Genomic DNA, 25,139 nt, shown 5'->3' with positions numbered 1-25,139 from the left:
ATACTAATTTTTTGAAAAAATATCTGCGTTTTGAAAATCTTTTTGTAGCTGGTTTATAATTTCTTGCAGGCCATTGGTAATGCTGGCAACTAAAGCAGGTATAGCCGTAAGTTGATGGTTATTTCGGGCATCCGTTTCTAATTTTGCCAACTGCTCCCGGATTGAAAAAAGCATTAAGGTATCGGCGGCAGGTTTCAGACTATGCGCTACTTGGCTTAACTCATACCAATTGTTAGTGGCGGTGTAGGTTTGCATGTTGCGGATCGCATCCGGAATAATACTAATAAACATGGCAATCATTTGGTTGACAAATGATTGGTCGCCTTTAGCCAAATTCTGAATTAAGCTTAAGTTATATTGATTGCCCACGGGTAAGATTAATGAGCTTGCTTCTTTGCCGCCAGTTTCGGGTAGCGTTTCAACGGCTAAGTCCTTCTGACGGATATTATGAGAAATTTTTAGAAATAATTTTTCTTCTTCGTATGGTTTTGACATGTAATCATTCATCCCCGCTTGCAAGTAAACTTCGCTATCGCCTTTTAAGGCGTTAGCTGTAAGAGCAATAATAGGAATTTGCGCTTTTATGGGGTTAGACATTTGCCGGATTAATCGCGTTGTTTCCACCCCACCCATTACCGGCATCTGAATGTCCATTAAGATTATGTCATAAGTAAATTGTTGGTGCAGATCCAAAGCCTCCTTTCCATTATTGGCAATGTCAACTAGTACGCCCCAGCTATTTAAAATCGATTCCGCCATAAATTGATTAATGGCATTATCTTCCGCTAATAAAATTTTGTACGAACTTAAGGTATTATAATTAATCTGTGGAGCTTTTTCGGGAGTAGCAGGTGTTTGATGCACTTTAGGGTAATTTATTTCAAAAATAAATGTAGCTCCCTGACCAGGCTTACTTTTAGCCCAAATGCGCCCTCCCTGTAATTCTATTAAGTTTTTGCAAATAGTAAGACCTAATCCACTACCCCCGTATTTGCGGGTAATATCACTATTCGCTTGCACAAAACTTTCGAAAATAGTATCTATTTTATCTGCAGCAATGCCAATACCCGTATCGGTAACGGCAATGCGTAGAGTATACTCAAAAATACTTTCGTGGGCTATTTCGGCCGCTAGTTCTACTCTACCTACTTGCGTAAACTTTATAGCATTGCTGAGCAGATTTATTAATATTTGCGTAAGTCGGTAGGGATCGCCGGTAACTAAAGGTTCTTTTAAATTTAAAAGCTTTACATCTAATAAGATATCTTTTTCTTCGGCTTTGTAAATAAGCGATTGTTGCGCAGAGAGTAAAATATCGTTTACATTAAAAGGTATTTCTTCAAATTGCAGCTTTCCGGATTCTATTTTAGCTACATCGAGTACATCGTTGATAATTACCAGGAGATTTTGCGCTGATTCTTGAATAAGTTTCAGATAATTCTGCTGAGCAGTATCCAAGGAAGTTTTCTTTAACAAGGCGGCCATGCCAATAATCCCGTTCATGGGAGTCCGAATTTCGTGGCTCATGTTAGCCAAAAATAATTCTTTGGATTTAGCCGAAATCTCTGCTTTGTTTTTAGCTTTTTTAAGTTCATTTTCGGCCTCTAAACGCTCTGTAATGTCTTGAGCAAAGGCAATAATGTAAGGTTCTACATCCGGTTCGTTTACCTTTATATTCTGAAAAAGTAAATGTTTAGGCTGTCCTTGTTTATCTATTACGGTAATAACATCTACCACTTTATCATGCTGCAAAATGTCGTGGAGATATTCCTGATAACGTATCCGATCCCGGGGGCGCAGTATCTCGGTAAAAGGTAAGCCCACCATATCCAGTTCGGTATAGCCCAGTATATTTTGCATAATAGGATTGGTGGATAATATAATACCGTCCAGGGTGTGCGTAAAAATAATTACCTGGCTATACGAAACTAAGTCCCGGTACTTTTTCTCACTTTTTTCGAGGGCTACTTCAGCTTTCTTACGATTACTTATATCGCACGACGAACTTTGTATACGAATAATTTGTCCAGCTTCATCTGTAATAAATTTAATTGTGGTTTCAAACCAAGTATACTCGCCATTTTTTTTGCGTATACGGTACTGAGGTAGAAGAAAAGGGCTATCCTTTAATGAATTCTTGTTTTCTGATTCTTTAATTACTTCCAGATCATCTGGATGTATAAGTGTATAAGGGAAGCTTCCAATTAGTTCGGTAGCATCGTAGCCAAGTAAATCCTTACTGTTGGCAGAATATAGCAACACCCTACCATCCGGATGGTGCAAGCCAATAAGATCTGAGGAATTTTCGGAGATTAATTGGTAAAATTCAGCTTGTTCAAAAGAAATCTGTTTTGTTTGTTTTTTTTCAGTGATATCTGCAAACTGAACAAGCAAGTAGCCTGCTCCGTTAAGAAATAGCGGTTGCCTGGTGCAAAAGAACCATTTTTCAGCTTCATTTGGCCGCGTGAGGTTTTCTTCGGAAGAAACAATCTCCTTTTTTTGTATGACTAATTGATCAACGTTTCTCTGTTTACTGATTGTGGGTGCGTCTTTGTAAATAAGATCCAAGTAATCTTTAGCCAGTAACGATTGCGGATCTGCAGAGAAAAATTGAGCAAGTGCTTTATTGGCCAAAATAATCTTGCCAGTTGTATCAGTAATAAAAGTTAAGCGCTCATCCAGATCAAAAATTGCTTTTAATAATTGCTCTTGTTTACTGAGATTTTCAAGAGGACTTTGCTGTTTCACATATTTAAACGTTTGCAGGTATTTTGTTTCGACTTTCATACGAGCAGTATTATCGGCTTCTAGCCTTTTTTTAAAAGCCTGAATAGTTTCTGCCATTATGCAATTAAATTTTTGCTAAATTAAGGAATATATCAATTAATCTACTTATTCATATATAATAATTTATATATTAATATAGTTTAGCACTTTAAGCTATATTTTTATTATTTAATGTTACTGTAATAAGGCCCGTAAAAAGCTTTTTGTACTAGTAGTACTTTCGCTATTACCACTCAGGCGTAAATTTTTAAATTCTAGTCTTGTTCCATAACAATTTCGCGCCAATAATCTTATTTACATTATTTATTTTGAATTTTTAAAAAAGGACGCCGAAAGAAGTAGTGCAGTTGAAAAATGCTACTTACTGTCTTCCTGAAATCCATGCATTAAATCGCGTGTTACTTGGTTGATGCACTTGGTTAATTTGCGGGCATTTATATAAAGCAATACGGGTGAGCAAAGAATTAATTACAAGTTGTTATAGCAGTACTACTGGGTAAAACATAGTAAGTCAGAAATAATTAAAGCTATTATTAATCAATTATATAGCGGGTTTTTAAATTATATATTTATTAAGTTAAAGTTAATTATTTTGATTTTTTATTAAATAAATAGCTTTTTACTTGAAAATTTAATTAATAATTATCTACTTTGTTGCGTAATTTAAATGTAACAAAAATGAAAAAAGTAATTTACACTGTTTTATTGGTAACAGGGTTATCAGTAAGCACTTTTGCCGCCGACGATTACCGGTACAGCAAAGAAGTAAAAGCTTCTTCTATTGCTAAAGCCCAATTTAACGATTTGTATACCGGGGCTACTAATGTAAGCTGGGTTGTAACTGATAAATTTCAGAAAGCTTTTTTTAACCTTGATGGGGTAAATATGACGGCTTTTTACGATTTAGATGGTAATCATCTAGCTACCACGCAAGTTGGTAAAACCAACCAACTATCAGAAGTAGCGTTAGCCAGAATAGCGAAAACCTATAAAGGTTACGAAATCAGCAAAGTAATTCAGTATAATAGCGAGAGCACCGTTTATTTTGTTGATCTTAAAAAAGGAGAAAAAGAAGTTTTAGTTCGGGTTATGCCTGATAATTATGTCTATTTCTTTAAACAACTTAAGTAAATGGCAAAGCTGGTAATACTCGCAGTTCCATTAAAAACCTTACCAAACAATCTGGTAAGGTTTTTTTTGTGGGTAAATGTTAGGCATGCTTAATTTAAAATCACCTAATAAAAATGCATCTTTTATGATAATTAAATTTACCAGGTAGTATAATTTAACTTTTATATAATGTTCTAAAATCAGCTAGCTCCGTCCTGCCCATATTGTAATTGGCTGAAACTACTGTTTTATGAATGCATTTGTGCAAGCAAGAGCACTGAGGTTGGTTAATTTTAATTGTTAATTCATACGACTGTTTTAAGCTGATCAATCAGAAATAGCGGCCATGCTATGCAGTGATCCTGATGATAGCCGGTTTAAAGAAGTAGAAAAAACAGTATCTTTTACGCTCCGTTTTCCAGTATGGTATTGGCAAATTGTCGTTCCAGTTACGGATACGAAGGCGTTAAGCGCTTTCAAGTATTTGGATCTAAAAGATCGCTCATTCTGGATATGGCTACGTATTACTACGAACATAACTCAGAATTAAAATTAGAAGACGGTACGCAAAAAATAGAAATACAGGAAGGAAATCAATTTGCCGCGGAAATGGACCATCTATCGGAATGTATTCTGGAAAATAAAACTCCTAAAACTCCGGGGAAGAAGATTTACGCGATGTAAAATACCTGATAGCTATTTAGGAAGCTGCTAAATAGGGTAAACTAATAAAAATTTAAAATTTGTTTCATTTCATACCCTAAGGCAGTACTTGTAAAAAGCCTTTTGTCTGTGAAAGATGAAAGGCTTTTTCGTTAACAAAATGCCGGGAACTTTTGGTTATAATCTTAGCTATACAAACGGAAAAAGAAGGTAAGTATTAAATATTTAAAAAATTACCGTAAAGAAGCGATTAAGGTGAGTATTACTTGGATCATGAGCATCAATATAATCCAAAAGATATTTTCCAGATTTGCCTGACTCTTGTTTTTAATATTATAGCTGGGATATAGCTAATTTTTTAAATTGTTCTAATTTTAATACCTACAAAAAAGCGGCGTGAATAATAGTTTTATTCACGCCGCTAACAATAAATACTGGAGAACTTATTCGCTAGGAGTTAGCTAGCCTGTTGAATCAATAGTGAGTTATTAGTAGAAACATTGTAATCCAGCTCTTCGTATTTCGAGTTCTTGCTTAGAAACTCAGGAACAATATCTTTCATCTTTTTCACTACTTCGTAGTCATCATTTTCTTTCTGAACCAAGGTGAGCAGTTCTTTTATATCACTAGCTACCTTATCGTAAAGGTAAGTTCTTACTTTTGAAATTTTGATTTTATCGTGGTGCGTTGGAATAGATTCTTCTTCTTTATTAAGCAATTCTTCGTAAAGTTTTTCGCCGGGACGCAGGCCTGTATAAACAATCTTTATATCTACATCCGGAATTAAACCAGCCAGTTTAATCATTTTTCTGGCTAAATCAGCAATTTTAACAGGTTCACCCATATCAAACAAGAAGATCTCGCCACCTTTGCCCATACTGCCAGCTTCCAGAACAAGCTGACACGCTTCCGGAATGGTCATGAAATAGCGGGTGATTTCGGGGTGTGTAACGGTAAGCGGAGCGCCTTTTTCAATTTGAGCCCGGAACCGCGGAATAACAGAGCCGTTAGAACCTAATACGTTTCCAAAGCGAGTAGTTACAAACTTGGTTTTAGAGTGTGTTAGATCATTTAAACGTGAACTAATATAGTTAATGTTATTTAGCGATTGAACATTTACATCGTTTAAAGATTGGATGTAAATTTCGGCAATACGCTTAGAAGCACCCATTATATTAGTCGGATTAACTGCTTTATCTGTCGAAATCATTACAAATTTCTCTACATCAAAAGCAATAGACAAATCCGCTAAGGTTTTAGTACCCAGTATATTCGTCAGAATGGCTTCCGATGGATTATTTTCCATCATTGGTACGTGCTTATAAGCTGCCGCATGAAAAACAATCTCCGGACTAAACTCTTCAAAAAGTGCATACATCCGGTTATAATTTTGAATATTAGAGATGTATATTTTTAGATTAGCATCTGGATATGCTTCTTCTACTTCTAATTGGAGTTCATGTAAAGGCGACTCTGCTTGGTCACAGATTATAACCATAGCCGGATCGAAAGTTAAAACTTGTCTTACAATCTCGGAACCAATAGATCCAGCACCGCCTGTTACCAAGACGCGCTTGCCTGTAATTTCGCGAGAGATATTATCGCTTTGTATAACAATCGGATCACGTTGCAGTAGATCCTCAATTTTAAGATCTTTAATCTGGTTAACCCGTAGTTTGCCGGAAATCCACTGTTCGGTTGGTGGAACAGTTAATATCTTTAAGCCAATTTCTAAACATTTTTCAATTATTTTCTTTCTTCCTTCAGATTTCAAATCTTCACTCATCACAACTACTTTATCCACTTTCAGCTTCAAGCGTAATTGTTCAATGTTTTTAGCAGGATATACTTTTTTCTGTTGAATGTACTTGTTTATATTTTGTTGATTATCGTCAATGAAACCAGCAATTACAAACCGACTTGTGTTACTATGTTCCAAAGCTCTTTTTATAAGCATAGAACTAGTATCGGATCCAAAAATGAGCACCGTTTCTTTTTCGGCAGTGGTACTTCTCTTAATAAATTGAAAAAAGCTTTTCGCCCCAATTCTAAGCATTACTAGCAAAGAAGAAGAGATAAAGAAATTAATTAGTAGTACCGTAAATATATTTATGGTGTTTATATGGTAAACTGGAATGATTACCATGGTTAATAGAAGTATATATATAAAACTAGTAGCTAATACAGCAGAGAATATTCTAACAATATCTTGGGTATTAGAATACCGGATTACGCCTGTATGTATACGCATGAGGAAAAATACACTCAGCGAAACAGTGCAGTATAGGCCTGTATATATAAAGAAATGTCCTCTTAATATGTTTGAAAATTCAAACTGCGTTATTACAAAAAATGCTAATACAAATGACCAGCTTGTAATAACCTGATCGATCAGTAAAATGACCCATCGCGGTATTGAATTAGCAAGTATAAATTTTTTCATGACACAAAGTAATTAATGATTTTGTAGTAGTGGCTTATAAAATTACGTTCTTATAATGGTTACAGGACTTATATGCTTTATTATATATAGTTTCTGTTCTTGAGCTACGTAGTTTTGACTCGTTTCTAAATTTAGTATAGTCTTTTACTTTAAATTTCTATAAAGGTTTAACTATTTTATTTTTAATATATATAATTCTATTAATCAACTATTATATTTTTATAAAATAAGTAAAGTAAATCCTATAACGCAAAAAAAAATTGTAAAATTTTATCTAATACTTGAATAATGTTTAACTAATTGGTAGTAAAACCATAAAAATTAACAATTTGTTTTTTTATAACTTTTATTGGGTAAAGTAATTAAATTTTTAATGTAAATGCTAATTTAATAAAAAAAATTAAATATAAAACTAAATTAATATTTATTAAAGTTGCGATTTTTTACTGCACTTACAATTTCAATTCACAATTATATAAAAGCGCATATTACATATTATTGCCTTTTTTGCTAACCAAATTTGAGGGTTAAGTTAGATACTTGTTACCAATTAAGCTTATATGAAATTAAAATTTATCATTTAACCTATAAAAAATTGTAGACTTTAATTTAAACTTAAATAATTAATTCAAAAGGTGAAAATTTTAACAAGAATTAAGCCAATGTGTAAATTGATATTTATTAATTAGATTATTTTAATGTTTTAGTATTCATATTTACAATGCATATTAATAATAGTAAAATAAATATATAAAAAAATTGTATATAATAAAAACTTATTTGAATGATTGTTTCTATAATTGTCAACTTTCGGGTTTAAATACTTATTTTGTAGTACTAGCTAACCCGTGACATTCGTATAGATAAGATCCGGTATTGTTATACCTTCTTTATTATAACTAATAAATCTAAAAGGCTTTAATGCTGTACCTTACACTTTATTGAGTAGTACCTATATATTTATTATAATTATTCTAAATAGTTGATTAAGTAAATAGCTCTAATTAGGGTAATATTTTCTTTGTAAATCGTCTGGTAAGCCAAATCCTTCGAAGCGGTAATTGCCAGTTTGAGTTTTAGTAAATTCAGCTCTTTTAGCTTGTTCGTATAAAGGATGAGCTACTTCCTCGGTGAGACAATTTTGACACAACATGTGAAGATTAAACCAAGATGCCCGAAGCGAGTCTGCTTCAGTGCCGCAACGGTGACAGATTTGTTTGCAATAGCGCATAATTAAGTTTGGTTGATGGTTAAAGTTAAAAGCGAGTATGTATAACTATTATATTAATATATTATAATGTTTTAATATATCAAATATACGGAATATTTAATTACTTGGTTCTAATAATTAAAAAAAATATTAAGTAAATTATATATTAAAAAAGAGGCGCTTAATACAGTGAGTAAATCAAAGTATAACCATTATTTACAGCTTAAATCAGTTTTAATCAGTTTTAATTGATGGTAGATTACTTGATAAAAAAAGAAAATACTTAGACTTTTCTTTCTGACTTAAACCTGAATTACGGTTTAAACAGAAGAACGAAGCAATATGGAGTATTGAAATAAAGTTAAGGTGGTTTTAAATACAGTAAGTACCTAAACTTAATAGGTTAAATAGTTTCCTTTGATATTGAATATAACCTTTAAGCCGGAAGTAGTATTCTAATTTATTATTAACCAGTCAATTACAATTTATTATTAACTAGAACATAATTTTACGAAAAATCTGAAAAGAACTGTTTAGTTAGTAAAATATCTAACTTAATTCTTGAGAAAGCGCAATTAAATAGATTAAAAACGCCTTTGATGGAGGCAGAATGCTGTTGATGAGTGTAAATAGTTGTAGTACCTATTAAATTTTAGTATACTAGAGCTCAAAAAATAGCAACATGAATAAAATAACTGGATCTGGTTTACTAATCTTAGCACTTGGTGCTTTGGTCTTATTTACTGTATCGTTTACGGCTAAAACGGAACAGGTGCGGCACATAGTAGTATTTAAGTACAAAGCTAATGCTACTCCGGCACAAATAGCTCAGGTAACACAGGCTTTAGGAGATTTAAAAAATAAAATCCCGGGTATTGTATCATTTGAACATGGCGTTAATAATAGTCCGGAGAAAAAAAACTTGGGCTTTACCCACGTTTATTTACTTACATTTAAAGATGCAGCGGCCCGCGATGCTTATTTACCCCACGCGGAACACAAAAAATTTGGACAGATGCTAGGTAAGTTGGGCATAATGGAGGATGTATTTGTAGTAGATTATGCTCCAGAAAGTAAATAATACCGAATAGTATTAAGATACTTCCATAGCATTTTTAGCGTGCGAGACGGCCTGGAGAATATACTCGTAGCCAGTTAGCGAAGCAATGTGTTCTTTGGAGTAGTTGTTAATGGTGGTGTTGATCCAGGTTTCCAGCGCTGATTCATCCGGAAAGTTGCGAAAAGCAACTTTATCTTTCATATCCCGCCAGAACCTTTCGATAGGGTTGAGTTCCGGGTTGGAAGAGGGCAGGTACACCAGGCGGATATTCTCGGGCACTTGCAAGTGTTTGGCCCGATGGTAGCCGGCTTTATCCAAGAAAATGATTTTGTATACGGATGGCTCGTGGCGGGAAAACTCCTGGAGCAGATACTCAAAAAACAGGGTGTTGACTTGCGGCGCGGTGACAAAAAACTTATCCCCCGAGAGGGGCTCTACTAACCCATAACAGTAGCGGTAAATAAAACGGTGCTGGTAAGCGCCCACTGGCTTCACTCCGGCTCGGGTAATGGCCCGGCGCAAGACGGTCATCAAACCAAACCGGCTCTCATCCTGAAAGTACACTTTCCAGCTATTCACTTTCCCGGCTCGGGCTAAAGGCCCATAGTAGCGTTGGAGCAGAAAAGATAAGAGCACGTTTACTTTTTTTTATACTTCTCTTCGTAAGCCACATCTTTCTTCAGGTTACTTTTGCGGACTACTTTGAGCTTGGCTCCCAAGTAGTAGCGTACAAAGCGGTGCACGTGTTCATAGCTTAGCAGAATACCATGTGCTTCTTGCAGCCACTGGTGAATCTGCTTGTAAGAAGTAAAGTAATCCGTCGTACTGTTAAGCTTTTCTGTAAGTTCTGCCAAGGCTGGCCCGCTGATGCGCGAACCGGAGTGCTTCCCCATCTCCAAAGCCTGGCAAGCGGCTAAACCTTTTTGTTCATACTGGCTAAACCATTTGCCAATGGTGTGTCGCTCATAGCCCACCTGCTGGCTGATAGTGGCATAATCCGACGCTTGCCCGCTTTTATATAAATACAAGGCCTGCAAACGCGCTTGCACCAAAGCCCGCTTTTCCTGCTGCATCAACTCCAGCAACGCTGACGCACTCTCCTGGATCTCTATTTTCTTTACTCTTCCCATGCAAACCAAACATTTCTAAAATATGGAAAGTTCTTATTACTATCTGGTATAAGGTATTTTTTTAAATTTGAAAGCGTGTAGCATGTACTATATTTAAAAAGCCCTGTATGTACTATAATGGGCATTTTATTTTCTTTCTTGTTTAAAAACAAACACTCCTTTTTTATTGGCTATTATAATATCTGTTAATTTATCTTGGGTTACGTCTTGAGTTACTACATGTACCCCGGCACCAGAGTTGTTATCTACTAAATGTGGAATCCAAGTGGGTGTTTTACCAGGTTTTAGCTCAAACCAGTAGAGTACGGGTGGCTCAAATTCGCCGGGATCTTTACCCATATGTGCAAAATAGCGTTTACCGGTTACCAGATCTGGATTTTCGTCGGAGTTGATATCTGTAAAAGCCAATCCATGCGTTTGCGTAAAAGCATTGGATATTACATGGCGGTTCCATTGTGGTGTTCCTTGCTCGTTGCGGGTTTGCTCGTACCACCAAATACCCAAACCATGGGCCGAAGAAGCAACTACATCCTGATCACCGTCTTCATCAAAATCATAGGCGTACATCTGGGCACAAGCCTCTCCTAAATTAGCCGGATGAAATGTCCAGTCTGGTTGCATGGGATTGGCTGGGGCTTCCCACCAACCTTCTTTTATTATTACATCTGGTCGGCCATCTTTATTTATATCTCCTACTCCTAATCCATGTGAAAAAGGCTCAGATCCAGGGCTTTTTGCTTTGCTGATCGCAATCTGCTGCCAATTTAAGTTTTCGGGAGATACAGGGGGTTTAAACCAAGTCATTTGTCCAGTAATGGAGTTCCCGCCTAATAAATCTAATTTGCCATCGCCGTCTACGTCGAAAAAGCCTGCTGACTCATTGCCTACGGTATTATGGATGATGTGAGCTGGCCAGTAACCGGCTTGTTGTTTCGGGTTTTCGAACCAGGTAACTTCTTTGCCCGGGAAACCAACCCGTACAAAATCCAACCAACCATCCAGATTTACATCCAAGGTTTGACTAATGAATGCATTGCTATAACCTTTCTCGTAGAAGAACTTTTCGGGTTTAGTTATCTCGTGCTTTTTCCAGGAGGGAGCTTCAAACCAGTAAGCACCGGCTAAAACATCTACTTTTCCATCTTTATTTACATCACCTACGGCTACACCCTCCGCAATAAATTCATCCGTTAATACTTGTTTGGTAAATGAAATAGTACCTGATTTTTTAGACTTGGCACTTTTTTGCGCACTTGCTGTGTACGGTATAACTCCAACGGCCAGTAAGCCTACTAAAACAATAAAATTCAAAAAAACTCTCCGGAGTAAATGAAGGAAATGATAGATATAATAATGAATCATGTTTTCTAGAAATAACTTAGGGCAGTTGAATGCCTAAATTTTAAATTTTTTAAAATATCTACTATTGAATAAGTAGCTGTTTGTTATTACTTAGTCTTTGTTCGACTAATAAATTTAAAAATCCAGTAGCTTACTTTAGAATAGTAGCCAGCTCATTTTATTTAAGAACTTAGTAAGTAGTGGTGTTTTATCCATCAGCTGTGCAGTAAACTTAAACTAATTTGGGCAAGATAAAACCGAATAGCAAACTTTAATACTAAAAAGCCTCGCCAATATCAAAATACAAACCCTTGGCTTTATCGCTTCCAATAGCATAATCAATACGAATATTCAGGCGTTGTTTCCGGTTGAGCATTAACCGTATTCCGCCACCGGCTGCTCGTTTAGGGGTGGTTATGTCTAGATCTTGTCCATTATTACCTACTTGGCCTAAGCTACCAAATACCACAAAACCTACCCTGGAGAATAACTGATGCCGGTACTCTCCCTGTACGGCTAGTAACTGCCGGTCCCGGAAGCGGCCTTCGTAAAAACCGCGCATGGTGCGGCCGCCACCCAATAAGGCCATTTCGCGAAAGGGTACTTGCCCAGTACTGAACTTTCCTAAGCCTTGAAAAGCAATTACTTGTTTCACAGATAAAGGAATAAAACGACGAACATCTATCGTATACCGGGTAAAATTAAATTCGCTGCCTAAAGCTTTCTGGTTAAAAAAAGTACCTATTTCGGCGTACCAACCTTTGGTGGTATTTAAAGGATTATCGCGGCTATCTAATAATAAAGCCGGCCCCAAACCCGAAGTAATGGTGCCATCTAACTCGCTTGCGTCGCGCTCTTTTATTTTACTTAAGGCATTTTTATAACTTACGTCGGTAATGCGCGTGAGCTGGTACTGACCACCCGCAAAAACAAAATTTTTAATTTTTCTTAACACCCGGTTCTGCAAAAGCACGAGCTTGTAGGTAACCAAAGAAGAATCGGAAAGAGAATTAGCATTGCCGGTACCATAATATAAAATAGGCCAATCATAATAATTAGCGGCTCCAGTTATATTAAAGCGTTCGTGATTGGTATAAATATTATAGGTAAGCTGAACGGAAGATTGCTTTTTTTGCGTGTAATAAGCCAGCAATTGGCCGTTAGAGCTACGAGTAAGCGAATCAGAACCAAAGTTATAGACCGGAACTACCAATGCACCGTACCCAATACCAGTTTCGGGAGTAGAAAATAAAGCCGGAAAAGGAGTGAGACTTAGCTTCTTTTTAACAATTGTAGAATCAGGTTGCCAGGCAGCCTGGCTATCCGGTAAGAAGTATAGTAAAAATAAGAAGAATAAGTATATTTTTTTCATAGGCAAGCCTCAATATTTTAGAACGAACTTTTGTTAATGGCTATAAGATATTAAGCTTGGAAAATTTGCAGCTGGCAAAAAGAATACTTTGGTAAAAGGAAATAGAGAAATATAGTAAAATTTAAAAAATTATACTAAAATCTACTGTTAATTAGTTGGCAAATCCAGAATTAGGAAGATGCAGGCTAATTCTTTTATTACAACTACCCAGAATAATTTCTACCATAAACTATTACATTTTAAACTTAACTGTATTGCCGAAATTAACTACATTGGCAACCAAACCAGAAATTACCTTAGAAGCAGGTAACCAGCAGATTTTTCAAAATTTTAAAACATTTAATGATTAAGTGTTATCCTGTATGGCAAAAAAGATTTTATTATTGTTTTACCTGGTGGTTTGTTTGGCTGGCTTCAGCGCGGCACAAACGTCTATGGGGTCTAAGTTAATTGGTGGAACCGGGACCTTACATATCGGTACTGGTAATAATAAAGGTACGTTATTAATGCTGTCGCCGAGGATGGGCCAGTTTGTGGCTGATGATTTGGCCCTAGGCGCTAGTTTGCCTTTATCGTTGTATGCTTACAGTGGGTCTACCACTACCAGCGTTGGTTTAAGTCCTTTTGTCCGGGGATACTTTGGGGCAGCAACTACCCGGCTTTTGTTGGAAGGCCGGGTTGGTTTTCAACGGATTGCTTATAATAGCGATAACTCCAACTTTAACGATAACTCTACTGCTTTTACTTACGGACTTGGTCTAGGAGCAGTTCATTTTATTTCCGAGCAGGTTGGCCTGGAGATATTATTAAGCTATGATAATTCAGGAAACAACGATGCTATTCTGAATATGGCGAACCTTACCGGCATCAACCTGAATGTTGGTTTCCAGATTTATTTGCCTTCTGGTAAATAAATCTGGAAACCAGTGAGTTGTTACACATAAACCTGATTTAAGAACTGCAGGAGAGCATAGAGCAGCCAGCTTTTTGGCTAGCCCAGTCAGGTCTTTTGGCAAAAAACTCGTCGAAATTCCGGGAGTAAGGCTGTTTTATTGCGGCTTGTAATTTTTCAAAAAGCTGGCTTTCGCCGCGTTCCAGTTCCTCAATGGCCTGGTGCAGCAAATAATTACGCAAAATAAAGCGCGGGTTGCTAGCGCGCATCCGGCTTTTGGTTTCTGCTTTAGGAATGGCAGTGGTTTTTAGGCGTTCTAAATACCGTTGCATTACCTTAGAAAATACCGCCGTTTTCTCGGAATTTAGTTCTTTATAGAAGCTTTCCTGAAAATGACTGATAATTGTTGATTCATCCGAATTTTGGGGTAAATCTATTAACAGTTGGTAAAAAATAGTCATATCGGGCTTTACTGCCGAAAGCATTTCCTCAAAGTCCGCAATCAGGCTGCCATCTTCCGGCCGGATGGTATCTAAACCAAGTTTGTTCGCCATCATGTTATGGTATTTTTGCACATAAATGGGCTCGTATGTTTCCAGAGCAGCCACTAACTGATCGGTATCGGAAAAAAGAAGAGTTAGCGCACTGGCCAAGCATCCTAAATTCCAATAAGCAATACCGGGCTGTTTGCCAAAAGCATAACGTCGACCTGGCAAGTCTGTGGTGTTGGGAGTAAATCGTAAATCAAAGCTATCGACAAACGAAAAAGGACCGTAATCAATCGTTAACCCCAAAATAGACATATTGTCCGTGTTCATGACGCCGTGCACAAAACCTACCCGTTGCCATTCTACCATCAGGCCGGCAGTACGGGCTACTACTTCTTTAAACCAATTTATGATTTTATCTTCGCCGGTTATATGCGGATAAAAGCGGTTTATAGTCCAAATAATTAATTTTTTTAAATTTTCTTCTTCCTGACGGGCAGCCAGCATTTCAAAATTGCCAAAACGCAAAAAGCTAGGTGCTACCCGCAGCACAATAGCACCTGGTTCGTAATGCGGATTGCCGTTATAAAACATATCGCGCATTACCTGGTCGCCGGTAGAAACCAGACTCAAGGCTCGGGTGGTAGGTATGCCTAGGTAATACATAGCCTCGCTCATTAAATATTCCCGCACCGAAGAACGCAGCACCGCCCGGCCATCAGCTCGCCGGGAATAAGGCGTAGGACCGGCACCTTTTAATTGTAGTTCCCAGGATTTGCCCGCGTTAGTTTCCCATTCCCCCAACGTTATAGCCCGGCCATCGCCTAACTGACCTGCCCAATTGCCAAATTGGTGCCCGGCATAGCAAGCTGCGTAAGGCTGCATAGATTCCGTAACCCGATTACCACCTAAAATTGTAATGTCTTCTGGGGTAGGTGTTTGTATTTCCAATTCCTGGGCTAACTCCTCTGACCAAGCCAGTAACTGCGGATTTTGTACCGGAGTGGGAAAGGCTTTGCTGTACAACACGCCTGGCGTTTGCCGCGGTTGTAAGTTGCCGCTGTTGTCGCCGGGGAATTCATTTACAAACCTGTTTTTATATATCTTAGTGGAGAGACGCTGCATAAAAATTTAAAAAATTTCCTGTATTACTAGCTATGCTTGTACCTAAACCGGTACGACATACTGAGTTGCTTTATTCAAAGTGTTAAACGAGATTTTGACTCAAGTAATTCAGATTTATCTAAACTTCGGAATAAACTTTTACAAACTGGCTTATCTGTTTTTACACCATAAGGTTCGGTTAAGTACCAGATAGCAGGTAAGGCGTATAACTAGTTACTTCAGGAGCAACATCAACTATTGGTTTTAACTTGCTTCCCTTTATTAAGTATTTTAATGAGAGTAACAGGCGAATGCAGAAAATTTTAGAAGCAAGTATAAGTAGATAGGAGTATGTTTTTTTAATATTTATAAAATTGGTTCACTTGAAACAGGGTTGCGCAGCATTCTAATGTCTTAATTTTATAAAACCAGTTGGTTATGCAAACGCAAAAGAGTTTGCTGTGCATCGATACATAAACCCGGGTGTACAGGAGAAGTTTGAACCACGGTACTTCTGGCAGCGGTCAGCCACCGGAAACGGCTAGCTAATGGCAGTTGCCCAATAATTCCGCCGGGTTTTCCGCCAACGCAGATTTGCTCAAATACGCGTAAACGTTCGTGAATTTCTAGTAACACTAAATTTTGGGAAAAAGCTAGTAAACGGTCTTCCTTTAATTCAAACAAAGTTCGCAAAAAACGTTGCCCAGGACAGTAAAGAATAACGCCCACATTCAAAAATTCTTCTCGTTCTACGCGGGGTACTACCCGAATGGTAGCGTATTCAAATAAGTGCTTTTCTGGCATGTTGGGCAGCTTGAACAAAAATTTCGGAATGGGCAATGCGGTTGTTTAAAAACTGGGCATACATCTGCCGGGTTTCTTCTGCTGATTCTCCCTCTTCGCCAGTTAACCATTCTGCCGGGATAAGCGCGACAATATTTTGAATTAATTCGGGGTTTAAAATAGCGCGAAACTCCGTGTCTACTGTCTCCAGTTCAGAAGCCCGCGGCAGTAGTACATGGTCTTTGATCGGAGTAAAAGGACGTTGGCTTTGTTCTTCCCAGTTCTGACCCGAGTGATGAAAATACAATGCTGCTCCGTGATCAATAAGCCATAGTTCTTTGTGCCAGATAAGCATATTGGTATTCCGGGCAGTACGGTCCACGTTGGTAATCAGGCAATCTAACCAAACTACTTGGGAGGCCAGTTTCGCATCCACAGTAGTTACCAGCGAGTCAAAAGTTATAGCTCCCGATAGATAATGTAAACCTAAATTCAGTCCTTCGCTGGCCCGGAGTAAATCCTGAATTTCTTCGTCGGGTTCAGAGCGACCAAAAGCTACATCTAACTGCGCAAAAACAATTTCCGGCACCCGGAATCCAAGAGACCGGGCAATTTCTCCACAGATGAGTTCGGCGATTAAAGCTTTAATTCCCTGACCTGCTCCCCGGAATTTAATAACGTAAAAAAAATCATCGTCAGCTTCCACTATAGCCGGTAACGAGCCTCCTTCGCGCAGGGGCGTAACGTAACGAATAATCTGGACAATCCGGAGCGGCGATAAGTTATTACTCATACACAAAAGTAATGGGTATTTTTTACTTTAGCCATTTAGCCGGAGTATCTACGAATGCAAGTACAAGATTTTGGGCGAAGTTTAGCGCCTTTTTCAAGTTTTTGGAGGAAGCCTACAAAATAAAAAGTGCTTCTACCTTTTTTAGATAGAAGCACTTTTAAAAATTAAAATAGGCTACTGCGGTTTACTGTTTAATAAAACTACCTTCATTTTATCAGCCGCAACCACCTTTTTATAGAAATCAACAAACTCGGGGTAAGCAGTTTTCGGGAAGGTACCTTTGTGCATCTGCACCGTACGAACATAAGTAAGCGTATTGTTGCTGGCTGTTACGGAAGCGGTATATTCCCCAAACTGCGATTTAACGGATATTGTTTCTGGTAAATGCTCCATTTCGAAAGCCCCAATAGGTAAACTGTACCGGATAGTGTCGGAATCAATATAGGCCATTTTACGAACTACTTCCGTTTGGCGATTTTCTAATTTGGGTGGTACGCTGCGCCACTTATTCAACATATTAACCTCCAGGAAAAGCCGTTTACCACTAGCGGTGGCGTACTTATTAGCTTGCAAAGTTATTTTTTCCTTCACTACCGGAATCCTCGCTTTTTCTTCTTTAAAAGCGAATTTATTGATATCGAAGTTGGATAAAGTAAGATTGTCGTAGAGCCACTTTTTCTGTTGATCAGTAGTTTCCTGCATTATGGCACTTGCCTCATCTTGTTGCAAACCTTTATAAGTGGTATTTACTTCGGCAGTAGCATTTCCGTTTTCGTCGAGTTTAACAGAAACGGTACGAAGTTGCGTGTTGTGCTGCGCCTGGTAGGTAGGCGTTTTAACTAATTTGCCGCCTTCCGGAGTTATTAATAGTACATGGCGATCGCCAGTAAAGTCACCTAAGTAACCTGATGCATCAGTTTGGCTGGTACACTCTAACCAGATGGTGTCGTTAGCTAAGGGCACACTCAAAATTACGTGATTAAACTGATGACTAGGAAAATCCTTCCGAATATCAGAACTATTTGAACCGGATCTTACCAGGGCCGCGTACGAAGGAATACCTACAGCATTAAGCATGGCTTTCATGTAATTGGTTAAAGCCTTGCAATCGCCGTAGCCATTTTTAGCTACAGTTGTCGCATCAAACGTTTGTAAACCGCCTATGCCTAACTGAATCCCAACATATCGTGTATTACTTTGTAAGTATTCGTACACCTTTTTGATTTTTGCTTCCAGACTTTTTTCATCCTGCACCAACGCTTTAATTTTGCTGGCCGTAGCTTCTGGTAAAACGTCGCGATCTTTATTTAATTCGTAATACCATTTTCCATAAGCCTGCCAATTATTCATGTTTCCGGAGTAATGGTCCAGTTCAAAATCTTCGGGAGCTATATAAACAATAGGCACTAATTTGTCCAGTTTGGGTCCGAAAGGTTCCAGTTCCTGGGGAGCAATATTCGTTAAGATCCAAGAATACTTTTTACGGTCACCATCGGTACTTTCGGTTAAGGCTTGACTTACGTTTACTTCCTTGTAGCGCAAATTTAGCTTGACTGGAGTTTCTATTTGAAAAGTGGCTTTCTCAACCGCTACGTTTTCATCATTTTGCGGAAAAAACGTGGGATATACAAGTAAACCGTTCCAGGTAGTCTCGTATTCAAACTCTACGGTATACGGGTATTGCGGGGGCGTAAAGCCCGCAATTTTGGCCCGATTATCTTCGTAGAGTGAACCTCCAGAATTAGCTGAAACATCTGAAATTTCGGATGGCTTAAGTTTTTTTAAAATTTTTCCGTTGGCGTCGTACAAATTACCTTTCAGGTAGTTAAACCGGACGAACTTATCATAGCGTACCTGACAATAAGAATACTCTTTGGCCTTTTCGTTAAAAATGGTAGCTACAATATGCGTTTTATAAACGGCTTTACCGGGGCTAGAAATATTAAAACTTTCTTCATGTAAACGAATAACAGCATTCGCGTTTTCCCGCAAAGGAGTTGGAATACTGCCCACTTCGTAGCGGATTTCCGCGGCATAAACTGCCTGTACACTAAAGGCTAAGCCCAGCAGAAATGGAATAATTGATTTTACCATGTTGTTCCTAATATTGGTAATTGTAGTTTACTTAGTTAATCGTCTTTTTCAACACAATCTGCTCGGCCTGCTTGGCTACAATCTGATTATAAAATTCCTTCAGATAAGGATATTCCTCTGCCATAAATTGCGGGCGGTTAATGGTTAATTTACTCAGAACATTAATCGTATTGCCAATGGTAGTAACACTGTAAACAAAGCTGCCGCCATTTTCTGGTAAAGCAACCCGGGCACTTTTGGGCTGTTCCTCTACGGTAAAACCTGCCGGGATGGTGTAGGTGTACATATAAACTTGTTCAACAAGCGTAGTAAAATCAATCGGATATTTCCGGGTTTCGTGCTTGAATGGATTGGCTTTTATGCCTAAACTTTGCAGTGGTTGCAGGTAAATAATATTGCTAGGCTGCGACGGACCAGAAGCCGTTATTTGATAATCAATAATAAGCGGTTCAGCGGAAGGCGTAGTGTTTTTGAGGTTAATATTTTTAATTTCAAAAAGGTCGGACGTCTTTTTTAAATTGTCGATGTATTTCTTTTCACCGTCTTGGGAAATGGAAGTGCGGCAGCTTAAGGCATTATGGCCGTGGCGCACCACGTGTACTTCGCCGTTGATTGAGTTATCTTCACCGATTACTAGTTTAGAATGATGAACAAATGAATCTTTGGCAGTGGATTGCAGGGCAACCCAATCAGACTTATCTGCGGAAATTAACCGCCCAACTTCGTTGATACACCGCGCTGGTAAAACATTTACAGTTCCCATGGGCTCCGTAGCATCCAGTAAAAATTCTTTGTCGCCGATTGTAGCGTGCGCAATGGTGTAGTTAAACTTGGTTAAGCTAGGATAATAAGGATTGATTTTGCCGTGCCCCCGGGTACTCAAAATAACTGGATTAGCTTCGATCCCAGCTTCTTTAAGCATAGCTGTGAGTAATAAATTAATTTCGGCGGAAGTGCCTATCTTTTTCTCGAGCAGCTTATTAGTAGTTTGAGTAGCAAAAATCCGGTTAGCTTCGTTCCATTTGATATTAGATCGTACATAATCAAAAATTGCTTCTAAGCGTTTCGTCGGATCGGTTTGCTGCGCCAGGATGGGGGCGGTAAGAGCTTTAATCGTGGAATTTTTCTTTAAACGACCACCAAAGTTTTCGCTTTGCAAAAGATTAGCCGTAATTTTTTCCCAGCTATTATTAACTGGTCGCACAAAATCACCGGGGAGGCTAATTTGGCCTAGTTCAAATTCAATGCGGGATACATAATCTTTCATGCTGCCCATGTAAGGTTCTGCCTCAATGGCGGGTACATCTTTCATAGCCCAAATAAAGCGGGTTCCGGAGCCGGTCAGGCGTTCGGATAAGCTAACGTTAATGGGTTCGGATTTAGCCAGATAAAAAGGTTCGTACCCTTGAGAGCTTTTCTTGTAATCAAACCATTGCGGAAACTCGGCGGTGTACTCACTGTATAATACCGGAATAGTCCGCTGAAAAGTCCAGTTCGGAAAATCAAAGATGTAGCCGGATTTAACCCGGTAGCTGAATTCCACGATCGAACCTTCTTTTACGTTCGGTAAGGAAAATTTCTGATTAGTCCGGAACTCATCTTCTTTCTCCGTAAAAACAGATTCTTTGGGTAATTTATCGATAGCCACTTTGCCATCAACCAGATTATAGGTGTTTCCTTTTAAATTGGATACTGTTTCCCGATCGCTGTTGGAACTACCGTAGAGCTGAATGGTCTCGGTTGCCCACTCGTAACCGTTCTTTTTTAAAATTTTTATCCGGACATGGCGGTCAGAAAATAAAACTAAGCCCGAAGCATCAACCCCAAATTTAGATTCCCCAACATCAAATAACACTACAGCGCTTACACTGGTATCAACACTGTACGTTTTTTCAAAATCTTTGGGATCAATTTTGCCGAATTTTGGAATTACCATGGGCGTTTGGCCCACCGACCAAAAAGAAATACCACTAAGCAAAAATAATAAAAGAGGTAAACGTTTCATCATATGATTAATTGTACAATAAAGGGTTAGTTACGCGTGTATTTACTTAATTATATATTTTTAATTAATTATATACGCGTAGTTAAATATCGTGCCAATCAACCGGTTTGTGGAAGAATATTCTTTTATGTAGTACCTCTATAACACAGAACTGTAGCTTTTTAAAAAATAGAGTATGAACGGGAAAGTGTAAGCTATTTTAATGGGTAAAAACGGATTTACCAAGGAGCTGAAAAAAGATTAGCAAAATTTAAATATTACAAGAGGTGCCGCCGGATATAATCTTCGGCAAATTTTTCATTTTTCCAGCCTATTATGCGCACTTTTTGGCTAGGATTAGCATGCCGGAACCATTCCGTAATGATCTCTTTTATTTCCGGATATTTTCTGAGGAAAGTGGCATAATCTTCAGCCACGATAATTTGCTGAGTAGGCTTGGCGGGAACCGCAATTATTTTAGGATCAGGTAATCCATCGCGTTCTAAAAACAATATACCAATAGGTACTACTTCCAGTACTGTACCGCTGGGCTGACTTTCCGCGAGGACGAAGATATCAATAGGCTGTTCATCGCCGGCTTGCTCACCTGGCGTTCTGGTAGACGGTATAAAACCAAAATTTCCCGGATAAGGCAAGTAGCGTATAGCTTGTTCCGTAACATTCTCAAATTCCTGCTTTTTAGCGTTGTATTTAATTACCTGATTGGTACCAGCTGGTATTTCTACTATTGCCTGCAGGTATTTTCTATCGGTAAAAGCCGGTAAACGGTCGTAATTGGTTTTACATCCTGCTAAACATACATGAATACTTATTATTAAGCCGTAAAGCAAACAGGAACGGGCCATTACTTTAAAGTGTTGGTAAGAAACCGAAAGGGATTGTAGGCTGATACATTTAAGGTAAACCGGATATTACGGGTGAAATCTTTAAAACTAGTTGGCAGACCGTTTTGGTAATTGCTGCCGACTACCGGAAAATAAAATTGCAATAACTTGCCCCCTTTTACTGCAAAACCAATCCCGTAATAAAAATTATTACCAGACTTGGTTTGAATGCTACTAGCCGAAACTGAAGCCAAGCCAGCATCGCCGTACCAGCTTAATGGCGAAATGGGCAAATCCATTAGGAGGTTTACAGAAGTAAGCCACCGGTCGGCGTACACGGGCAGATAATTTTTAAAAGCACCATCTTGGTTGTCGGTTTGGTGTATAAACGCAGTTAGCGAAGAACTACGTTGCGACCGGTCCAGGAAAATCGTTTCTTTTTTGTAATCCTGGCTACCGCTTAAACCTAACCGAAATTGATCGTAGCCCAACCCCACCGGTCGATCGCCGAAAAATTTACCTGCAAAAAAGCGGGACTGCAACCATTTACCCGGTCGGTATTGCCGATCATATTCCAGCGTCAATTTGCCGAGCACGGGGGTACTGGCGGTAGTACTGTTCCGGTTTACTACCAAAACGTCTATTACGGCCTGGGCCGAAATTCTTTTTATAGCATTTTTCGACGAGATGCGGTACTGAACTGACGGAATGGTGTAGGCAAAATTATATTCAAAATTAACATCCGGATTATTCAGGGGCAGTTGAATGGGAGTACTTACGTGGGTAGAACTGAAACGCAATTGCTGGTCCGGAGAATACACACTGGTTCTGGCAAGATTAAAAGTAAGCGAAGGTTCGTATTTTTTAAATTTTTCAAATCGGGCCACCTGAAAACTAAAGAGGGTACTGCCCATATTTTTCCGGGGCAGTATATTCAGGTTGATGGTTCCGGTACCATTTAATTGATTTTGATTAAAACTGTACATCGGCATCAGCACGTAATTTACTTTTTTCTGAATTAAAGAACTGTTGTAAATAGCCAGTCCCAGCATAAACTTGTCTTGGGTGTTCGCGCCTATTACGGGTAAGTAATACAGTTGCTTCCGGTCGGGTTGTTCGATGCCGGCCAGAAACTGTAACCGGAGTTTTTCTTGGGCCGGAAAAGGTTGATTTAACTTAACTTGATTATTGCTGCGGTTAATTTCGGGTAGTACCTGGTCCGGATCGATTACAATTTTTACGGCTTGATTTGCATTTTTAAAAATTACCTGCTCGTCGTGTACCAAGGGACCTACCCATTGTTGTTCCAGAATGTTACCTTGCGCATCAACAGCAGCAACTGGCACCGGAAACGGGAAAGAAGCTTTGTTTTGCACGGTAACCTGCCATTGGTTATTAATCGATGTTACATTTTTAATTGCGGCATCTACCGGAGAAGTTGTTTGAATCAAGTTTTTAAAAAACCAATCTAATTTCTCGCCACTTTCCTGCTCCAACACGGTTTGCAAATCCGCGGGGTAGGGGTGGCGAAACTGCCATTTTTGATAATACGCGTGCATGGCGCCATCAAACTTTTCCTGACCCAGGTAAGCCGCCAGGTATTTAAATAACATGCCGGTTTTCAGGTACACAATGGCTCCGTAGTTAGTATTGGTATAAGCCGCGGCAGGCAATTGTACCGGCTGACTTAAACTGCGGCTACCTACCATTTGGTACAAGAGTAAGTTTAAATTATTGGCATGAATGTTTTCTAAACCAAAAACTTTTCGGATTTTCTTATTTTTTACGATTGGTTCAAATTGACTGTAATCCGGATTTTCCAGCTCGTTTAACCGGAATTCGTAATATGAATTAATGCCTTCATCCATCCAGGCATACTCGCGCTCGTTGCTGCCTAAAATTCCGTAAAACCAATTATGGCCCACTTCATGAATAATAGCTTCCGGGTCAGTAACGGTAACCATAGGGTATTCCATACCCGAACCGGCACTTAAAGCACCATCTACGGCGGTAGCGTGCGCATAAGGGTATTCGCCCACCCACTCTGAGTAGTATTTTACGGCCTGGTTAATATCTTTTAGACTATTTACCCAGGTAGCGGCATCTTTATTTAAAAAAAGGAGCCAGGTAGTTACCGTTTGACCGGAACGAGGCAGGATTACCGCACTTTTTAGTACGTTAAAACGCTTATCGGCAAACCAGGCAAAATCATGAATGTTATCTTGTACAAAACGCAAGGTTTTGGTGCGGCTAACCGAAGCCGGAAAAGATAAATCGGTGGAGAAAGTAGTTTTATTAGCCGTAGCCGTAGCTAAAGAATCCATGCGGGCTTGTTCTTCTGGATTTTGAAGTACTCCGGTAGCGCCCATAATATAGTTATCGGGCAAGGTGATCGAAACATCAAATTTGCCGTATTCGCTGTAAAATTCGCCCTGGTTCAGGTAAGGCATGGGGTGCCAGCCTTGGCGGTCGTAGACCGCTGGTTTCGGAAACCATTGCGTAATCTGGTACGACTGACCCAAATGCCCGAGCCGGGAAAAAGAGTTGGGTAGTTTTACCGTGAAAGGCGTAGTAATAGTGATGCTTTGGTTTGGTAAGAGAGGAGCTGGAAGCAAAAGTTTACAAATATCCAAATGCTTAGGATCTGGCTCTACTTTTACCAGCTGGCCGTTTATTTTAAAATCTAAACCAGTGATATAACCTCTTTGATCCGGTGCGGCGAAAAAAAAGTCGGATTTATTCTGTTGCAACAGTTGCTTACCCAAAGCCGTTTGCCTGTTTTGGTAAGCGTTTGGCCATAAATGAAAATAAATAAAGGAAAGCTGGTCCGGCGAATGGTTGGTATACTCTATTTCTTCAGTAGCCGTAAGGGTGTGTTGCTGATCGTTGAGAGTAACCTGTATCGTATAATTTACCTCTTGTTGCCAATATGCCTGCGCTAATAGATTCAGGGGAAGTAACCCTAAAACCAACCCGATAAAAGTTTTAATCATACAGCTAAAATACGAGTTAGAGTCGTAAAATAAGGCTCTGCTAAAAG

General features: G+C 38.8%; 17 protein-coding genes. 4 read left to right on the top strand and 13 right to left on the bottom strand.

Annotated elements, in window-relative coordinates:
- Positions 1-3: 3 nt before the first annotated feature.
- Positions 4-2,844, bottom strand: coding sequence for a PAS domain-containing hybrid sensor histidine kinase/response regulator (locus AHMF7616_RS15350; RefSeq protein ID WP_115373693.1), 2,841 nt, complete (start codon positions 2,842-2,844; stop codon positions 4-6).
- Positions 2,845-3,465: 621 nt separating this feature from the next.
- On the opposite strand from AHMF7616_RS15350, the gene AHMF7616_RS15345 reads away from it, so the two are divergent.
- Positions 3,466-3,918: a hypothetical protein gene (locus AHMF7616_RS15345; protein WP_115373692.1), complete on the top strand. Its 453-nt coding sequence runs from the start codon at positions 3,466-3,468 to the stop codon at positions 3,916-3,918.
- 402 nt (positions 3,919-4,320) lie between these two features.
- Positions 4,321-4,581 carry a hypothetical protein gene (locus tag AHMF7616_RS15340; protein WP_115373691.1) on the top strand — a complete coding sequence of 87 codons (261 nt, stop codon included), beginning with the start codon at positions 4,321-4,323 and terminating at the stop codon, positions 4,579-4,581.
- Positions 4,582-5,017: 436 nt separating this feature from the next.
- Here AHMF7616_RS15340 and AHMF7616_RS15335 read toward each other — a convergent pair whose 3' ends face one another.
- On the bottom strand, positions 5,018-7,003 hold the full coding sequence (locus tag AHMF7616_RS15335) for a polysaccharide biosynthesis protein (protein WP_115373690.1): 1,986 nt from the start codon (positions 7,001-7,003) through the stop codon (positions 5,018-5,020).
- Positions 7,004-8,895: 1,892 nt separating this feature from the next.
- Here AHMF7616_RS15335 and AHMF7616_RS15330 point away from each other — a divergent pair.
- Positions 8,896-9,294 carry a Dabb family protein gene (locus tag AHMF7616_RS15330; RefSeq protein ID WP_115373689.1) on the top strand — a complete coding sequence of 133 codons (399 nt, stop codon included), beginning with the start codon at positions 8,896-8,898 and terminating at the stop codon, positions 9,292-9,294.
- A 12-nt stretch (positions 9,295-9,306) separates the two neighbouring features.
- Here the strand turns inward: AHMF7616_RS15330 and AHMF7616_RS15325 are convergent, their stop codons facing one another.
- The 4 genes from AHMF7616_RS15325 to AHMF7616_RS15310 all read right to left on the bottom strand — a co-directional run bounded on the left by AHMF7616_RS15325 (position 9,307) and on the right by AHMF7616_RS15310 (position 13,116).
- Positions 9,307-9,909: an IS630 family transposase gene (locus AHMF7616_RS15325; RefSeq protein WP_115372588.1), complete on the bottom strand. Its 603-nt coding sequence runs from the start codon at positions 9,907-9,909 to the stop codon at positions 9,307-9,309.
- Positions 9,910-9,911: 2 nt separating this feature from the next.
- Positions 9,912-10,403 carry a helix-turn-helix domain-containing protein gene (locus AHMF7616_RS15320; protein ID WP_147275639.1) on the bottom strand — a complete coding sequence of 164 codons (492 nt, stop codon included), beginning with the start codon at positions 10,401-10,403 and terminating at the stop codon, positions 9,912-9,914.
- A 126-nt stretch (positions 10,404-10,529) separates the two neighbouring features.
- A complete protein-coding gene (locus tag AHMF7616_RS15315; protein WP_233507593.1) occupies positions 10,530-11,714 on the bottom strand; it encodes an FG-GAP repeat domain-containing protein in 1,185 nt (394 codons plus the stop codon).
- A gap of 307 nt (positions 11,715-12,021) precedes the next feature.
- A complete protein-coding gene (locus tag AHMF7616_RS15310; protein ID WP_115373687.1) occupies positions 12,022-13,116 on the bottom strand; it encodes a BamA/TamA family outer membrane protein in 1,095 nt (364 codons plus the stop codon).
- A gap of 362 nt (positions 13,117-13,478) precedes the next feature.
- Between AHMF7616_RS15310 and AHMF7616_RS15305 the strand changes: the two genes are divergently transcribed.
- Positions 13,479-14,030 carry a hypothetical protein gene (locus AHMF7616_RS15305; RefSeq protein ID WP_115373686.1) on the top strand — a complete coding sequence of 184 codons (552 nt, stop codon included), beginning with the start codon at positions 13,479-13,481 and terminating at the stop codon, positions 14,028-14,030.
- 37 nt (positions 14,031-14,067) lie between these two features.
- On the opposite strand, the gene AHMF7616_RS15300 is transcribed toward AHMF7616_RS15305, so the two are convergent.
- The 7 genes from AHMF7616_RS15300 to AHMF7616_RS15270 form a co-directional block, all read right to left on the bottom strand.
- A complete protein-coding gene (locus AHMF7616_RS15300; protein WP_115373685.1) occupies positions 14,068-15,621 on the bottom strand; it encodes a protein adenylyltransferase SelO in 1,554 nt (517 codons plus the stop codon).
- Between the two features lie 399 nt (positions 15,622-16,020).
- Positions 16,021-16,404 (bottom strand): DUF3037 domain-containing protein, encoded by a 384-nt coding sequence (locus tag AHMF7616_RS15295; protein ID WP_115373684.1) that lies wholly within the window; start codon positions 16,402-16,404, stop codon positions 16,021-16,023.
- The gene (locus AHMF7616_RS15290) at positions 16,382-17,176 is read right to left on the bottom strand and encodes a HipA family kinase (RefSeq protein ID WP_115373683.1); all 795 of its coding nucleotides are present in this window, start codon (positions 17,174-17,176) and stop codon (positions 16,382-16,384) included. The genes AHMF7616_RS15295 and AHMF7616_RS15290 overlap by 23 nt, the downstream gene beginning before the upstream one ends.
- Before the next feature lie 174 nt (positions 17,177-17,350).
- The gene (locus tag AHMF7616_RS15285) at positions 17,351-19,270 is read right to left on the bottom strand and encodes a DUF3857 domain-containing transglutaminase family protein (RefSeq protein WP_115373682.1); all 1,920 of its coding nucleotides are present in this window, start codon (positions 19,268-19,270) and stop codon (positions 17,351-17,353) included.
- 31 nt (positions 19,271-19,301) lie between these two features.
- Complete coding sequence (locus tag AHMF7616_RS15280; protein WP_115373681.1) at positions 19,302-21,278, bottom strand: transglutaminase domain-containing protein; 1,977 nt, start codon at positions 21,276-21,278, stop codon at positions 19,302-19,304.
- A gap of 254 nt (positions 21,279-21,532) precedes the next feature.
- Positions 21,533-22,120: an inorganic diphosphatase gene (locus AHMF7616_RS15275; protein WP_115373680.1), complete on the bottom strand. Its 588-nt coding sequence runs from the start codon at positions 22,118-22,120 to the stop codon at positions 21,533-21,535.
- Entirely contained in the window at positions 22,120-25,092 is a 2,973-nt protein-coding gene (locus tag AHMF7616_RS15270; protein ID WP_115373679.1) for a M1 family metallopeptidase, read from the bottom strand. Before AHMF7616_RS15270 ends, AHMF7616_RS15275 begins: the two co-directional genes overlap by 1 nt.
- Positions 25,093-25,139 lie beyond the last annotated feature (47 nt).

Origin of the sequence: Adhaeribacter pallidiroseus, from assembly GCF_003340495.1 — a bacterium.
Lineage (GTDB): Bacteria > Bacteroidota > Bacteroidia > Cytophagales > Hymenobacteraceae > Adhaeribacter > Adhaeribacter pallidiroseus.
This window is presented reverse-complemented; position numbering and strand designations above follow the sequence as displayed.

Excerpts from the sequence above, each read along its gene's own strand:
- AHMF7616_RS15350 (WP_115373693.1), bottom strand. The coding sequence starts at position 2,844 with ATGGCAGAAACTATTCAGGCTTTTAAAAAAAGGCTAGAAGCCGATAAT.
- AHMF7616_RS15345 (WP_115373692.1), top strand. The coding sequence starts at position 3,466 with ATGAAAAAAGTAATTTACACTGTTTTATTGGTAACAGGGTTATCAGTA.
- AHMF7616_RS15340 (WP_115373691.1), top strand. The coding sequence starts at position 4,321 with ATGGTATTGGCAAATTGTCGTTCCAGTTACGGATACGAAGGCGTTAAG.
- AHMF7616_RS15335 (WP_115373690.1), bottom strand. The coding sequence starts at position 7,003 with ATGAAAAAATTTATACTTGCTAATTCAATACCGCGATGGGTCATTTTA.
- AHMF7616_RS15330 (WP_115373689.1), top strand. The coding sequence starts at position 8,896 with ATGAATAAAATAACTGGATCTGGTTTACTAATCTTAGCACTTGGTGCT.
- AHMF7616_RS15320 (WP_147275639.1), bottom strand. The coding sequence starts at position 10,403 with ATGGGAAGAGTAAAGAAAATAGAGATCCAGGAGAGTGCGTCAGCGTTG.
- AHMF7616_RS15310 (WP_115373687.1), bottom strand. The coding sequence starts at position 13,116 with ATGAAAAAAATATACTTATTCTTCTTATTTTTACTATACTTCTTACCG.
- AHMF7616_RS15305 (WP_115373686.1), top strand. The coding sequence starts at position 13,479 with ATGGCAAAAAAGATTTTATTATTGTTTTACCTGGTGGTTTGTTTGGCT.
- AHMF7616_RS15300 (WP_115373685.1), bottom strand. The coding sequence starts at position 15,621 with ATGCAGCGTCTCTCCACTAAGATATATAAAAACAGGTTTGTAAATGAA.
- AHMF7616_RS15295 (WP_115373684.1), bottom strand. The coding sequence starts at position 16,404 with ATGCCAGAAAAGCACTTATTTGAATACGCTACCATTCGGGTAGTACCC.
- AHMF7616_RS15290 (WP_115373683.1), bottom strand. The coding sequence starts at position 17,176 with ATGAGTAATAACTTATCGCCGCTCCGGATTGTCCAGATTATTCGTTAC.
- AHMF7616_RS15285 (WP_115373682.1), bottom strand. The coding sequence starts at position 19,270 with ATGGTAAAATCAATTATTCCATTTCTGCTGGGCTTAGCCTTTAGTGTA.
- AHMF7616_RS15280 (WP_115373681.1), bottom strand. The coding sequence starts at position 21,278 with ATGATGAAACGTTTACCTCTTTTATTATTTTTGCTTAGTGGTATTTCT.
- AHMF7616_RS15275 (WP_115373680.1), bottom strand. The coding sequence starts at position 22,120 with ATGGCCCGTTCCTGTTTGCTTTACGGCTTAATAATAAGTATTCATGTA.
- AHMF7616_RS15270 (WP_115373679.1), bottom strand. The coding sequence starts at position 25,092 with ATGATTAAAACTTTTATCGGGTTGGTTTTAGGGTTACTTCCCCTGAAT.